Raw genomic sequence first — 14,097 nt, forward strand, 5'->3', positions numbered from 1 at the left:
AGGCGAGATTGAACCGCACGACAGTGAGATTTCTGCCGCTGATGAGGCCTAGATGAACAGCACAGTGGATCGAGACGCCAGGACCCGGGCCCGGCTGGAGCAGCACTGGAAGGCCTCCGACCGCGGGGACATCGACACCGAGCACGCCATCTACGCTGCAGCCGCGATCCTGGACTACCCGCAGTCCGGGGAGCGCTTCCGGGGCCGGTCAAAGATCCAGGCGCAACGCGGCGGGCACCCGGCCGAACGCCACTTCACCATCCTCCGGATCCGGGGCGGTGGCGACCTTTGGGTGAGCGAGTGCGTGATCACCTATGACGACGTGCCCACCTACGCGGTGAGCGTCATGGAGTTCACCGACGATCTGGTAACGCACGAGACCCAGTACTTCGCCGACCCTTTCCAGGCGCCTCCCCGGCGGGCAGCGCTGGCTGAGCCGATCCCGGGCCGCGACCGATGAACCCATGCGACTGCAGGGCGATGGACACCGCCGCCCGCCAGGGATGACCGAACAGGTGACGCTGGTCCGGCCCGGCCGCACCACCCGCTGAACAGGCTGCGCCCCTGCGCGTCGCTGAAGGTGGTGGTCTTGATGGTGTTCGGCCGGCGCGGCGTGCGGAAGCCCCGACCGCGGGTTGCACCAGCGTGACCAGGAGGTGGTCGACGAAGACCAGCCTTTGCTTGCGCCCGGCGCCGGCCGCCCGCCGGCGGTGTCGCCCGCGACGCTCGTGCAGCGCGGGCTCTCGGGGCCGCCACCCATTTCGGCGCGAGTTCTTCGAGCAACTCGCCGAAGTGTGCGCGGGAGACCCCGGACAGGGCCGAATGGGCACAGGCCGCACGGGCCCAGGTCAGCTTCACAACTCGTCCGATCCGTGCGGTCCTCGTCACGTCACGGCCTGACCGGGCCCGACCGGCCGCCGGACACGGATTCGCGAGCCGAACGTCCTCGACAGGGCTTCGGGAGAGAATCGGTCGCGGCGGCACGACGGGTGGTTCAGGACGTGGATCGCAGACCGCGTAGGCCGGTGTTCACTCCCCGGCCGGGTCCGGGGCGGCGGCGATGGCGGCGGCCACCAGGTCGGCGGCGCTGGACTCCCGGGTGCGCCGTCCCCGGTCGTAGTGCTGGGTGGTCGCGATCGTCGCGTGCCCGACGTCCGCCTGGACGTGCTGGATGCGCGCGTCCTGCTCCAGCGCGATCGTGACGTAGGCATGGCGCAACGCGTGCGGGTGCACCCGGTCGGCGACCTCGGCCAGGGCCGGGCCGCCGCCGGCGGCGATGCGGCGTAGCAGCGCGTACAGGTCCACCCGGGAGCACCGGCCGCCGTCCCGGGTGGCGATCATCGGCGTCCCGCCGGTCGTCGTGCGGCCCCGCCGCGCCGGGACCGCGGCGCCGGCGGTCCTGTCCCGCTGGGCCAGGTACTCCGCGAGCGCCGTGCGGACCAGGTCGGTGAGGTAGACCTCCCGGCGCAGGCCGCCCTTGCCCATCACCCGGAGCACCTCGTCGCCACCGGTGCGGTACAGGTCGTCGCGGTCCAGCCCGACCAGCTCGGAGATCCGCAGCCCCAGCGTCAGCAGCGCGACCACCGCGACCGCCCGCAGCGCGTAGAGCCGCCGGTAGCGGGCGTCGGCGGTGTAGTGCAGCCGGGCCGCGGCGACCAGCATCGCCTTGAGTTGCTCAGCGGTGAGCCGCACCGTCGGGGACGGCTCCCGGGCCGTGCTCGCCAGGCCGAGCCGCGCCCGGTTCAGCGCCGCCGGGTTCGCCGGGACCGCGCCGGTCTCGGCGAGGTGCCCGTAGAGCGCCGACAGCGTGGAGAGCATCCGCTGCCGGGTCCGGCGCTGCGCGCCCGCAGCCGACAGCGCGTGCAGCCACGCCTTGACGTGCACGCCCGTCGCCGCCCGCGGGTCGAGGGCCCGGGCCGCGCACCAGCGGAACCAGGCCAGATGGTGCAGCGGACCGGCAGGGGCCGGGGGAGGGCGCCGGCCGGCCGGCTCGGGTGCGGCGGCGCCGGCCCCGCCGATGGCGTCGACCCATGCGATCGGCAGCCCCAACGCGTAGGCGTAGGTGCGCCGGGTGCCGGCGTTGTCGTACTGGCTCAGCCAGTCCACGAGTTGCGCCCGGAGCGCATCGGGGTCCGCCACGCCGGGCCACCCGGATCCGCCGTCCTCGATCGGGTCCGCGACGGCGAGGGCGGCCGTCCCGGGCGCGCTCAGGGCCTCCAGTACGGCCAGGGGCTCGTCCGCATCGACTGTCATAACGCGATCCTCGTCGCCTCCCTCTCCGAGATCACGCCGCCACGCCGGTACACCAACAAAACATCGGTTTCGTTGGTGGTGGACTCAGTTTGAACGAACTGATTCATGGTTTCTTAGTTTGAAACAAGCGAACTGATAGGCTCTCGCCGTGATCGACAGCGCCGTGAGATGCGGTTACAGCAAGTGCCGGGCCGAGCTGCCCCCTCCCGGACCGCAGGGCGGACGACGGCGCTCGTTCTGCCGCGACACCCGCTGGCCGGGCGGGCGGACGTGCGCGCAGATGGCGCGGGCCGAACGCGACGCGCTGGACGCGCTGGGCCTCGACGCGGGCGGGACGACCTTCCAACTCGACGCCGACCGGCTCCGCGAGCACGTCGAGGCGGTGCGCGGCCCGGTGCAGGCCCTCGCCGAGGCGCTGGCCGCGATCTCCGACCGGCTCGACGAGGTACAGCGCGACGCGGTGACCGCGGTCGAGGCCGCGAACCGCCGGGTGGCCGAGGCCGACGCCGCCCGGGCCACCGCCGAGACGGCCCGGGAACAGGCTGAACAACAGGCCGCCGGCAGCGCGCAGCTCGCCGAGCAGGCGGTGGAGGAGAAGGCCGAGGCGGTCAAGCGGGCGGCCGCGGCGGCACGGCAGGCCCTGGAGGCGACCGAGGCGCTCGGCGCCGCGCGGCAGGCGGCCGACGAGGCGGCCCGCGGGCGCCGCACCGCCGAGGAGCGCGCCGAGCGGGCCGAGGCCCGGGCCGCGGCGGCCGAGCGGGAGGCGGCCGCGGCGGCGGTCAGCGCCGAGCGCGCGAACACCGAGCGGGACACGGCGCAGGCGCGGGCCGAGGAGCTGCGGACGGAGAGCGCCGAGCTGCGGACGGCGCTCGAGGCCGCCCGGGCCGATGCGGCCGCGGCCACCGACGCCCGGGCCCAGGCGGAGCAGCGGGCCGGCGCGAACTCGGCCGAACTCGACCGGGAACGCACGCAGCGGCGGGCGACGGAGGAGGCCCTGCTCACCGCGCGGGAGCGGGCGGACGCCGAGACCGCGCTGCGGGTGCGCGCCGACGCCGAGCTCGACCGGCTGCGCGCCGAGCTCGACCGCGGCCGCGGGGAGCTCGACCGGGCCCGCGCCGAGCTGGCCACCGCCCAGGAGCGCACCGTGCGGCCGGAGGACCTGCGCGCCCTGGTCGCGGCGCTGGGGCGGCCCGACCGATCAGCGGCAGCAGGGCCGGACGGAGGCTGACGGCCAGGCCCTCAGCAGCTCAGACCGGGCGCTGTCGCAGCACCCAGGCGTTGGCGTCGGGATCGCTGGAGGAGACGACGGAGTTCCGGTCGCCGGCGGGCCCGTCGACCATGGCGCCGTCCTCGACGTGCTGGATCTCGCTGACCTTTCACCCCCCGCTCTGCCGGTTCGGTGCGGGCGGCCTCGATGTCGGACACGACCGGCTGCAGGCCCTGCAGCGACCCCGGGGAGGTGTCGATCCCGACGCGCGGGGCGATCGAGCACGCCGACCCGGGCGGGGTCAGCTGCACCACGCGCCGGTCGTCGCTGATCCGGATGTCGTGGTCGACGACACGGGAACCGGCACCGTTCCGGTCCCCGCTCCACGTCGCGTCCTCCTCAGCCGCCTGCCATGGCCCCGACGACGAGCAACGGTTCGGCCCCCGTCGCGACCGCGGCAGGCAGCGGGGCGTCCGGTGCGTCGTGGGACAGGTCCTGCTCGCAGGCGAAGAACCGGACGAACGCCCGACGGCGGTGCGTCCGGTGGTCGCGGACCGTCCCGCGCAGCACCGGATACCGCTCCTCCAGCGCGTCGAGCACCACACGCTGGGTGACCGGCCCCGCGACCTGCAGGTACACCTCCCCGTCGATGCGCGCGAGGACGCGCAGGTGCGCCGGGAGCGCGACCCGGACCGTCGCCGTGCTCATGACAGGGTCTGCACTTCGACGGACAGCACGGCCGGGAGGTCCCGGACGATGGGCGCCCAGCTGTCCCCGGCGTCGGCGGACACGTACACCTGACCACCGGTGGTGCCGAAGTAGACGCCGCACGCATCGAGGGAGTCGACGGCCATCGCGTCGCGCAGCACGTTGACGTAGCAGTCGCGCTGCGGCAGCCCGTTCGTGAGCGGCTCCCACTCGTTGCCGCCCGTCCGGCTGCGGTAGACGCGCAGCCGCCCGTCGGGCGGGAAGTGCTGCGCGTCGCTGGTGATCGGGACGACGTAGACGGTGTCCGGCTCGTGCGCGTGCACGTCGATCGGGAAGCCGAAGTCGGTGGGCAGGTTCCCGCTGATCTCGTGCCAGGACTCGCCGGCGTCGTCGCTGCGCATGACGTCCCAGTGCTTCTGCATGAACAACACGTCCGGGCGCGAGGGGTGCATCGCGAGCTTGTGCACGCAATGGCCGACCTCGGCGTCGGTGTCGGGGATGCCCCCGGAGTGCAGGCCGCGGTTCACCGGGCGCCAGGTCTTGCCGGCATCGTCGGTGCGGAATGTGCCGGCGGCGGAGATGGCGGCGTACATCCGTGCCGGGTCCCGCGGATCCAGGATGATCGTGTGCAGGCACATCCCGCCGGCGCCCGGCTGCCAGTGGGGTCCCGAGCCGTGGCCGCGCAGTCCGGGGAGTTCCTGCCATTCGCGCCCGCCGTCGACGGAGCGGAACAGGGCGGCGTCCTCGACCCCGGCGTAGACGGTGTCCGGGTCGGTGAGAGACGGTTCGAGGTGCCAGACCCGCGCGAACTCCCAGGGATGCGGCGTGCCGTCGTACCACTGGTGGGTGCCGGGGACGCCGTCGTAGTCGAACTGGTTGCCGACGGTCTCCCAGGTGCGGCCGCCGTCGTCGGAACGCTGGGTCACCTGCCCGAACCAGCCGCTGGACTGTGATGCGTACACCCGGTCCGGGTCCGCAGGCGATCCCGCGAGGTGGTAGATCTCCCAGCCCGCGAAGTGCGGGCCGTCGACGTTCCAGTGCTCGCGCTTCCCGTCCGCTGTCAGCACGAACGCGCCCTTGCGCGTGCCGACCAGAACTCGCACACCGCTCATCGGTTCTCCTGTGTCCCTGGCCCTCGGGCGGCTGTCGCCGTCACCTTCTTGGACCGGGGCCGGGCCGGGAACTCATCGGCGCGGTGCGCGTCCCGTCCCGCGGGACACAGACATTGCCGACTCACCCTCCCGAAAGTGCCGACTCGCGGGGGAACGGGCTAGACCAGTGGGCTCGCCGCGAGAACCCGCACGGCCTCGGCGACGGCGGCGCGCCGGGCCACCCGCACCGCGGTCTCGATGGGCCGCAGCGCCTCCCGGCGCGCGTTCGCGGCGGAGGCGGAGAGCGCGCCACCCGGCTCGTCGACCGACGCCGCGGCGAGGATCGCCTCCACCTCGTCGGCGTGCTGCAGCACGCGCAGCGCCTGACCGGGCATCCCGGCCGGCCACAGCGACGTGGGCCGGGCGCGCAACGCGGCGGCGATCTCCTCGCGCACCCCGGGCCGGTGCCGGGCGACCCCGAGCGAGGTCAGGATCGACGCCGACTGGCGGACCTGGTCGCGCAGGTCGCGCTCGGCCTGGCTCAGCGCGACGAACTCCGGCGGGGGCCCGGGCTCGGTCACCGAGTAGACCGTCCAGCGCAGCACCCCGTCGGCGACCGGGGTCGGGACGACGCCCAGTCCGGCCTCGACGAAGAGCACGCCCTCACCCGCCGCGGTCGCCTCGCGGCTGAACAGGCCGGGGCCGGGCAGCCCGCGGATGTCGCCGGGAGCGGGCAGGACCAGCCGGGCCTGGCCACGCGGGGCGGCGCGGCGCAGCGCGGCCAGCAGGAAGGCCACCGACGACACCGACGAGCCGGGTGCGGGCAGGTCGGTGACGGCGGCGATCTCATGGTCGGCGGCGAGCACGTCGTGTGCCTCGGCCCATGGCCCCAGGGCGTCGAGGACGTCGTCGGGCGCAGCGGACCCGGCCAACCAGGCCGAGGCCCAGACCGTCAGGGTCGCGGAGGGACTGGACACGGCCGCAAGGCTAGCTACGTCCCACAGCGCTGGCACTCCGGCCGTGTGGGTGACACGCCGACACGTTCTGTAATCCCTGGTCGGAGGTCAGGTCCGTTGCGTCACAACGATCCCGGTGCGTGTCGGTGCATCCGGCGCGGCGCTGCGCAGGGTAGAACGCCGGAATGCCCGCCCGCCCGCACGACTACAGCGGCGCCTTCGCCGCCGACGGCACCCGCGTCAAGGTCCGCAAGGAGATCCCGCAGGTTTCCGCCGAACCCGGGCTCGTCGTCGAGGACCCGGCGAGCGGCTTCTGCGGTGCCGTGGTCGCCGTCGACATCCGCCAGGTCACGCTCGAGGACCGGCACGGCCGGCGCCGGGTGTTCCCGCTGTTGCCGGCCGGGTTCCTCCACGAGGGCAGGCCGGCGACACTCGTGGTGCCCAAGGCCGCCCCGAAGGGTCCCGCACGGTCGGCGTCCGGCTCGGTGCGGGTACAGGGGCTCAAGGCCCGCACAGCCCGGGCGAGCCGGATCTGGGTCGAGGGCGTGCACGACGCGGAACTGTTGGAACGGGTCTGGGGCCACGACCTGCGGGTCGAGGGCATCGTCGTCGAGCCGATGCACGGCATGGACGATCTGGCCGCCGCGGTACGCGACTTCGCCCCCGCCCCGCACCGGCGCCTCGGCGTTCTGGTCGACCACCTGGTGGAGGGGTCCAAGGAGACCCGTGCCGCGCGGGACGTCGCGGGCCCGGACGTGCTGGTCACCGGCCACCCCTTCGTCGACGTGTGGCAGGCGGTGAAGCCGTCGGTGGTCGGGATCCGCGCCTGGCCGGAGATCCCGCGCGGCACCGACTGGAAGACCGGCGTGTGCGCGGCGCTGCGCTGGGGCGAACCGGCCGACGGGGCCCGCCGGGTGCTCGGCGCGGTGCGCGACTTCCGCGATCTGGAGACCCCGCTGATCGGGGCGGTGGAACAACTGATCGATTTCGTGACGGTCCCGGCTTGATCTCTGGCAGGATCACGACATGGCCGCCGTGATCTGGCTCATCGCCGGAATCGTGCTGGTCGTGGCCGAGGTGATCTCGGGGGACTTCGTCCTGCTCATGCTCGGCGGCGGTGCGGTGCTCGCGGCCGCCGCCACGGCTCTCGGCGTGGGTCCGCTGGCCGGTGCGCTGATCTTCGGCGGCACCTCGGTGCTGTTGCTGTTCGCGGTGCGCCCGACGTTGAAGCGCAGGCTCAACCGGGCCGTCCCGCACACGGTCATGCACTCCGACGCGCTGGTCGGCAAGCGGGCCGTCGTGATCAGCCGGGTCGACGGGGACGGCGGCCGGGTCAAGATCGGCGGGGACGTGTGGTCGGCCCGGGCGTACGACCACACCCAGACCATGGAACCGGGGCAGCGCGTCACGGTCATGGACATCTCCGGGGCGACGGCGCTGGTCCTCCCGGAGATCTGATGAATGAGGGAGGGGATCCGGTGACCGATGGCACGGTGCTGCTCATCGTCGTCGTTCTGATCGTGCTGCTGGTCGTCGTGTCGGTGGTCAAGGCGGTACAGATCATCCCGCAGGCCACAGCCGCGGTGGTCGAGCGACTGGGCCGCTACAAGACCACTCAACCGCCGGGGCTCTGCTTCCTGGTGCCGTTCATCGACAAGATCCGGGAGCGCATCGACCTGCGCGAGCAGGTCGTGTCGTTCCCGCCGCAGCCGGTGATCACCCAGGACAACCTCACGGTGAACATCGACACGGTCGTCTACTACCAGGTGACCGACCCCAAGGCCGCCGTCTACGAGATCTCCGACTACATCACCGGCGTCGAGCAGATCACCACCACGACACTGCGCAACGTGGTCGGCGGGATGAGCCTGGAGGGCACGCTCACCTCCCGCGACGAGATCAACACGGTGCTGCGCGGCGAGTTGGACGAGGCCACCGGCCGGTGGGGCATCCGGGTCGCCCGGGTGGAGATCAAGGCCATCGACCCGCCGCCGTCGATCCAGGAGTCGATGGAGCGGCAGATGAAGGCCGACCGCGAGAAGCGGGCCATGATCCTCACCGCGGAGGGCCAGCGGGAGTCGGCGATCCGCAGCGCGGAGGGGCAGAAGCAGTCCCAGATCCTCACCGCGGAGGGCGCCAAGCAGGCCGCGATCCTCAACGCCGAGGCCGACCGGCAGTCCCGGATCCTGCGTGCGCAGGGTGAACGGGCGGCCCGCTACCTGCAGGCGCAGGGGCAGGCCAAGGCGATCGAGAAGGTGTTCGCGGCGATCAAGGCCGGAAAGCCGACGCCGGAACTGCTGGCCTACCAGTACCTGCAGACGCTGCCGCAGATGGCGCAGGGGGACGCGAACAAGGTCTGGCTGGTGCCGTCGGACTTCGGCAAGGCGCTGGAGGGCTTCACCCGGATGCTCGGGGCGCCGGGAGAGGACGGGGTGTTCCGCTTCCAGCCCAGCCCGTCCGACGACGGCGTGCGCAGCCGGCCCGAGGACGACGACGAGGCGATCAAGGACTGGTTCGACACCTCCAGCGACCCGGAGATCGCGCGGCAGGTGGCCAACGCGGAGGCCCAGGCTCGCCAGGAGGTGCCGGCCCTCGGCTCCGAGGTGCAGCACGCGATCCCGCCGGCCCCGGCGCCGCGTCCGGCGCCGCGCGAGGACGCGGGCGCTCAACAGGGCGGACCGGCCGAGCTGCCTGCCGGGGCGCCGCCGGCGGGGGAGCCGCCGGCGCAGCCGGAGAGCGCGGTGCCGACCCCGCCGCGGGGGATCCCGCGCGTCGCCGGCAGCGGCCCGGAGGGCGGCCAGCAGGGCCCACCCCCGCGGCCGGGGTACCCGTCGCCACCGCCGGCGCGGTAGGCCTCGTCCCGGCCCGCGGCGCCCCCGGTCCGGACCGCGGGCGCCGCGGCGCAATCCGGGCGTTGTCGCACATCTGTTGCAGATGCACTGATTCTGCTCATACGCTGCGCCGGTGAGAGCAACGGAGCATGTCCGGCGTCGTCGTCTCGGTCTCGTCGGCGGCCTCGCCGCGGCCGGACTGGTCCTCGCCGGGTGCGGCGGGGGCGCGCCGGCGGCGGAGCCGGACCGGACCCTGCGGATCGTCACCACCGTCGCCCCCGTCACCTCGATCGTCGCGGCGGTGGCGGGGGACCGGGCCACGATCGACGGTCTCGTCCCCGAGGGCACCAACTCCCACACCTTCGACCCGCCGCCGAGGGCGGCCCGGGTCCTCAGCAGCGCCGACGTCGTGTTCGTCAACGGGCTGCAGCTCGAGGAGCCGACCAAGCGGCTGGCCACCGAGAACATGGCCGAGGGCGCCCGGCTCGTCGAGCTCGGCACGACCGTGCTGCCCGAGAGCCAGTACATCTACGACTTCTCCTTCCCCCGCGAGGAGGGGAAGCCCAACCCGCACCTGTGGACCGACCCGACATGGGCGGTCCGCTACGCCGGCCTCGTGCGCGACACCCTCGTCGCGGCCGATCCCGCCGGCGCCGAGACCTACGTGACCAACTTCCGGTCCTTCGAGGCCGGCGCGAACCGGCTGTCCGAGGCGCTGCGGGCCGACCAGCAGACGATCCCGAACGGCAAGCGGGAGCTGCTGACCTACCACGACGCGTACGCCTACTTCGCCCGGACCTACGGCTGGAACGTCATCGGCGCCATCCAGCCGGAGAGCTTCGACGAGCCCACGCCCCAGGAGGTCGCCCGGCTGATCGACCAGATCCGGGCCGAGCAGGTCCCGGTGATCTTCGGCTCCGAGGTCTTCCCGTCGGCCGTGCTGGCGGAGGTCGGCCGGGCCACCGGGGCCCGGTACGAGGACACGCTGCGCGACGACGACCTGCCCGGGGCGCCCGGCGAGCCGGAGCACTCCTGGGCGGGCCTGATGCGCTACAACTACGTGACGATGATCAAGGGGCTGGGCGGGCAGGCGCCGCGGCTCGAGGCCCTGGACATCGCCCCCGCCGTGCCCGACACCGCGAACTACCCCCAGTGACGGGCCCGGTCACCGGGTCGCCCAGGGACGACTCCGAGCTGATCCGCGTCGAGGGTGCCGCGGTCTGCTACGACCGGCGCCCGGTCCTGGAGGACGTCACGCTGTCCGTGCGCGCCGACGAGTTCGCCGGCGTCGTCGGGCCCTCCGGCTCGGGCAAGACCACGCTGCTGCGGCTGCTGCTCGGTACCGTCCGCCCGCACCGCGGCACGATCACCCGGCGGCCGGGCACCGCGGTCGGCTACGTCCCGCAGCTGGAGACCGTGAACTGGAACTTCCCGGTGACGGTGGCGGAGTGCGTGCTGATGGCCCGGCGCCCCCGGTGGTGGCCGTGGGCGTCGCCCGCGGAGCGCGCCGAGGTGGCCGCGGTGCTGGAGCGGCTCAACATCGGCGGGCTCGCCCGGCGGCACATCCGTGAGCTGTCCGGCGGACAGCAGCAGCGCATGTTCATCGCCCGCGCGCTGATCCGCCGCCCCCGGCTGCTGCTGATGGACGAGCCGACCTCCGGGGTGGACGTCGCCAGCCGGCACGACATGCTGCACCTGCTCGCCGAGCTCAACGCCGCAGGTACGGCCATCCTGCTCACCACGCACGACCTCAACGGGGTCGCCGCGCACCTGCCGCGGCTGGTGGCGCTCAACCGGACCGTGGTCGCCGCGGGCCCGCCGGCGGAGGTGATCCGCCGTGAGGTCCTGGAGCGCACGTTCGGCGCCCCGATGGAGGTCATGCAGCACCTCGGCATGCCGGTGGTGTTGGACGGGCAGCCCGGCGGGACGGGGCGGGCGACAGCATGATCGACCTGCTGCTCGACCCGTTCCGCTATGCCTTCTTCGTCAAGGGCCTCATCGTCGCCACGCTGGCCGGCGGGCTGTGCGGGCTCGTCGGCGTCTACATCACGTTGCGCGGCATGAGCTACATCGGCCATGGGCTCTCGCACGCGATCTTCGGCGGATTCGCGGCCAGCTCGCTGATCGGGCTGAACTACTACCTGGGGGCCGGGATCTGGGGGCTGGCGTCCGCGCTGGCGATCAACCGGGTCTCCCGGAACCGCCGGATCGGCGCCGACGCCGCCATCGGCGTGATCACCACCGCGTCGTTCGCGCTGGGCATCGCGCTGCTGACCGTGTTCGGGAACAGGGGACCGAACTTCGACGCCGCGCTGTTCGGCAGCATCATCGGTGTCTCGACCGCCGACGTGTGGGTGCTGGCCGGCATCACGGTGTTCACCGTCGCGGTCGTGTTCGGCCACTACCGGGACCTGCTGTTCGCCACCTTCGACCCCGAGGTGGCCGACGTCAGCGGGGTGCGGGTCGCGCGCACGGACGCGCTGCTGATGCTCGTGCTGTCGCTGTCCATCCTGGCCACGCTGACCGTCATCGGCGTCACGCTGGTCGCCGCGACCCTGGTGATCCCGCCGGTGGTGGCGCGGATGCTCACCCACCGGTTCTCCCGGATGCTGTGGCTGTCCACGGTGGTCGGCGCCGGCAGCGGGTTGGCCGGCATGGCGCTGAGCTACCACCTCGACGTGCCATCGGGCACGGCCATCGTGCTCGTCGGGGCCGTGGTGTTCGTGCTCGTCCTGGCGGTGACCGGGGGCGGGCGGCTGCGTCGTACCGCCGGCCCGGGAGCTGTGGTCGGGCCGGCGCGGGTGCGCCCACCGGCCGGTTAGCCGCCGCTAGTCGGACGCGCCGGCGGCCATGCTCTCGCTCTGCTTGCGGTCGTCCCGGCGCGCGGACAGCTTGGAGATCGCGAACAACGCCTGCCGGCGGGCCCTGCCCGCGGGGGCGAGGAGCCGGCCGACCTGCAGGTCCAGGCCGCGGACCTGGAAGTGCGCGGACTCGCCGAGCTCCTCGATCAGCAGCCGCTGCTCGTCGTAGATCTCCTGTTCGTTCTCCGCCGACACCGAGCCGCGGCCGATCCGGAACGCGGCCAGGGTCTCGGGCAGGCCCAGGAACTCGCCGTACTGGAGCAGCCGCATCCACAGGTCGAGGTCCATGATGAAGCGGCGGTCCTCACGCCAGCCGCCCGCCGCGAAGAAGTGCTCGCGGCGGAACAGCACGTTGCCCGGCTCGCCGATCGGGTTGGCGCCGTTGCGCACGACCCGGCGGGCCACCTCGACGCTGGTCCGGACGCCGAGCAGGCCGGCCAGGCCGCGCCGCGGCACGATCACCCGGCTCTGCTCGTCGATCATGTGCCGGCGGGCGGCGACCACCGCGAGCCCCGGGTCGGCCTCCATCGGGCCGACCTGGAACTCCAGGCAGCGCGGGTGCAGCAGGTCGTCGGCGCACACCAGCTTGATCAGCGGGGCTCGGCAGAGCTCCACGGCCCGGTTCCAGTTGTCGGGCTGGGACAAGGTGCTGGGGTTGCGCTCGATCCGGATCCGCGGGTCGGAGAACGACCGCATGATGTCGAAGCTGGCGTCCGTGCTGGCGTTCTCGAGCAGCACGAGTTCGAAGTCGCGGTAGGTCTGGTCGAGCACGCTGCGGATGGTCTCGGCGAGGAAGCGCTCGCCGTTGTAGACCGGAATGCACACCGAGACGCTCGGCTGCGGCAACATCGCGCAGGCCCCCCTGACGCTTCGCGGTGCCGGACCGCCGAGATCGGCCGAGCACTCTGGGTCACGATGCCGGGTGCGGCGCCCCGGACGTTGCGCGGGCACCGCGCGGCTGTTCTGACGGGACCGACCGTACCCGGTCGGGCGATGGCGCCGACGTCGCCCTCCCGGTGTTGTGCTTGTCGGAGGGGGTGGTGGGGCAAATTCGACAGTCCGTACAGTCTGGTGCGACTAAGACAGCACGGTCACGCCGAATTGGGCTGAATGCGGTAGCAGTCCTACTCCGATCGCATGTCGGAGCCTCAGAAATGTAACGTAACGCGACGAGACCTGGCGCAGATAGAGCCTACGAGGCGAATGGGTCGGGTGACGGTCAGGCGCAGGGATGCGAGCTCGGCGCGAGCGCACCGTTGGTGCGGTGGGGGGAGATCAACGATGCAACGGACCGGCAACCCGCGGGTATCCGTCGTGGTGCCGACGCGGAACGAGGCGCGCAACCTCGAGGTCGTGCTGCCGGCGATCGCCGCGGTGCGCCCGGCCGTGCACGAGATCATCGTCGTGGACGGCCATTCCGTGGACGGGACCATCGAGACCGCGCAGCGGGTGCTGCCGTGGGTCAAGGTGATCACCCAGACCCGCAAGGGCAAGGGCAACGCGATGGCCTGCGGCTTCGCCGCGGCCACCGGCGACGTGATCGTCATGTTCGACGCGGACGGTTCGGCCGACCCGCAGGAGATCCCCGCCTTCGTGTCGGCCCTCGTCGCCGGCGCCGACTTCGCGAAGGGCAGCCGGTTCGTCCGCGGTGGGGGCAGCGACGACATCACGCTGCTGCGCAAGTCCGGCAACGCCGGGCTCAATGGCGTGGCCAACGCGCTGTTCGGCACCTCCTACACCGATCTGTGCTACGGCTACAACGCCTTCTGGGCCGATATCCTGCCCGTCCTGGAGCTGCCGGCGGTGGACGCTCCGGCGCCCGCGGACGGCATGCTCTGGGGCGACGGCTTCGAGATCGAGACCGTGCTCAACTGCCGCGTCGCCGCGGCCGGCCTGACGATCACCGAGGTTCCCTCGGTCGAGCGGGAGCGGATCTTCGGGCAGAGCAACCTGCGCACCTTCGCCGACGGCTCCCGGGTCCTGCGCACTCTGGTCGCCGAGCGCCGCCGGGCGGTCCGCCGGCGGGCCGAGCGGCGGCAACAGCCGGCCGCCCCGGCTCCGACCGGGCAGTCCCCGCTCGCCCAGCCCCCGCTCGCCCAGCCGCCGTTCGCCCAGCCGCCGTTCGCACCGCGCCCGGCGGGGCAGCGTCCGATGGCCCCGCCCCCGGCCCCGCAGCTTCCGGCCGCGGGC

The 14,097-nt window shown here is 73.2% G+C and carries 14 protein-coding genes; 9 read left to right on the forward strand and 5 right to left on the reverse strand.

Going from position 1 to position 14,097, the window contains the following annotated elements:
* The first annotated feature begins 52 nt into the window (after positions 1-52).
* Complete coding sequence (locus tag HF526_RS23790; RefSeq protein ID WP_211177703.1) at positions 53-460, forward strand: nuclear transport factor 2-like protein; 408 nt, start codon at positions 53-55, stop codon at positions 458-460.
* A 569-nt stretch (positions 461-1,029) separates the two neighbouring features.
* Here HF526_RS23790 and HF526_RS23795 read toward each other — a convergent pair.
* Positions 1,030-2,253 carry a tyrosine-type recombinase/integrase gene (locus HF526_RS23795; RefSeq protein ID WP_169383785.1) on the reverse strand — a complete coding sequence of 408 codons (1,224 nt, stop codon included), beginning with the start codon at positions 2,251-2,253 and terminating at the stop codon, positions 1,030-1,032.
* Positions 2,254-2,401: 148 nt separating this feature from the next.
* On the opposite strand from HF526_RS23795, the gene HF526_RS23800 reads away from it, so the two are divergent.
* The gene (locus HF526_RS23800) at positions 2,402-3,481 is read left to right on the forward strand and encodes a coiled-coil domain-containing protein (protein ID WP_169383786.1); all 1,080 of its coding nucleotides are present in this window, start codon (positions 2,402-2,404) and stop codon (positions 3,479-3,481) included.
* Positions 3,482-3,859: 378 nt separating this feature from the next.
* Here HF526_RS23800 and HF526_RS23805 read toward each other — a convergent pair whose 3' ends face one another.
* The 3 genes from HF526_RS23805 to HF526_RS23815 form a co-directional block, all read right to left on the reverse strand.
* Positions 3,860-4,168: a MoaD/ThiS family protein gene (locus HF526_RS23805; RefSeq protein WP_169383787.1), complete on the reverse strand. Its 309-nt coding sequence runs from the start codon at positions 4,166-4,168 to the stop codon at positions 3,860-3,862.
* A complete protein-coding gene (locus HF526_RS23810) occupies positions 4,165-5,280 on the reverse strand; it encodes a WD40/YVTN/BNR-like repeat-containing protein (RefSeq protein WP_169383788.1) in 1,116 nt (371 codons plus the stop codon). The genes HF526_RS23805 and HF526_RS23810 overlap by 4 nt, the downstream gene beginning before the upstream one ends.
* A 158-nt stretch (positions 5,281-5,438) precedes the next feature.
* Positions 5,439-6,236: a hypothetical protein gene (locus HF526_RS23815; RefSeq protein WP_169383789.1), complete on the reverse strand. Its 798-nt coding sequence runs from the start codon at positions 6,234-6,236 to the stop codon at positions 5,439-5,441.
* A gap of 164 nt (positions 6,237-6,400) precedes the next feature.
* On the opposite strand from HF526_RS23815, the gene HF526_RS23820 reads away from it, so the two are divergent.
* The 6 genes from HF526_RS23820 to HF526_RS23845 all read left to right on the forward strand — a co-directional run bounded on the left by HF526_RS23820 (position 6,401) and on the right by HF526_RS23845 (position 11,868).
* Complete coding sequence (locus HF526_RS23820; RefSeq protein ID WP_169383790.1) at positions 6,401-7,222, forward strand: DUF3097 domain-containing protein; 822 nt, start codon at positions 6,401-6,403, stop codon at positions 7,220-7,222.
* A 19-nt stretch (positions 7,223-7,241) separates the two neighbouring features.
* Positions 7,242-7,673, forward strand: a complete 432-nt coding sequence (locus HF526_RS23825; RefSeq protein WP_169383791.1) for an NfeD family protein — start codon at positions 7,242-7,244, stop codon at positions 7,671-7,673.
* 35 nt (positions 7,674-7,708) lie between these two features.
* Positions 7,709-9,067 carry an SPFH domain-containing protein gene (locus HF526_RS23830; RefSeq protein ID WP_338051699.1) on the forward strand — a complete coding sequence of 453 codons (1,359 nt, stop codon included), beginning with the start codon at positions 7,709-7,711 and terminating at the stop codon, positions 9,065-9,067.
* A gap of 112 nt (positions 9,068-9,179) precedes the next feature.
* Positions 9,180-10,202 carry a metal ABC transporter solute-binding protein, Zn/Mn family gene (locus tag HF526_RS23835; protein ID WP_169383793.1) on the forward strand — a complete coding sequence of 341 codons (1,023 nt, stop codon included), beginning with the start codon at positions 9,180-9,182 and terminating at the stop codon, positions 10,200-10,202.
* Positions 10,199-10,993 carry a metal ABC transporter ATP-binding protein gene (locus HF526_RS23840; RefSeq protein WP_211177704.1) on the forward strand — a complete coding sequence of 265 codons (795 nt, stop codon included), beginning with the start codon at positions 10,199-10,201 and terminating at the stop codon, positions 10,991-10,993. The genes HF526_RS23835 and HF526_RS23840 overlap by 4 nt, the downstream gene beginning before the upstream one ends.
* Positions 10,990-11,868 carry a metal ABC transporter permease gene (locus HF526_RS23845; RefSeq protein WP_169383794.1) on the forward strand — a complete coding sequence of 293 codons (879 nt, stop codon included), beginning with the start codon at positions 10,990-10,992 and terminating at the stop codon, positions 11,866-11,868. The genes HF526_RS23840 and HF526_RS23845 overlap by 4 nt, the downstream gene beginning before the upstream one ends.
* 6 nt (positions 11,869-11,874) lie before the next feature.
* Here the strand turns inward: HF526_RS23845 and HF526_RS23850 are convergent, their stop codons facing one another.
* Positions 11,875-12,756, reverse strand: coding sequence for a glycosyltransferase (locus tag HF526_RS23850; protein WP_239029076.1), 882 nt, complete (start codon positions 12,754-12,756; stop codon positions 11,875-11,877).
* Positions 12,757-13,188: 432 nt separating this feature from the next.
* On the opposite strand from HF526_RS23850, the gene HF526_RS23855 reads away from it, so the two are divergent.
* Positions 13,189-14,097: glycosyltransferase family 2 protein (locus HF526_RS23855; RefSeq protein ID WP_169383795.1), on the forward strand; the 909-nt coding region annotated here is incomplete at its 3' end.

The sequence above is a fragment of the Pseudonocardia acidicola genome (assembly GCF_012911935.1).
In the GTDB taxonomy this organism is placed as follows: Bacteria; Actinomycetota; Actinomycetes; order Mycobacteriales; family Pseudonocardiaceae; genus Pseudonocardia; species Pseudonocardia acidicola.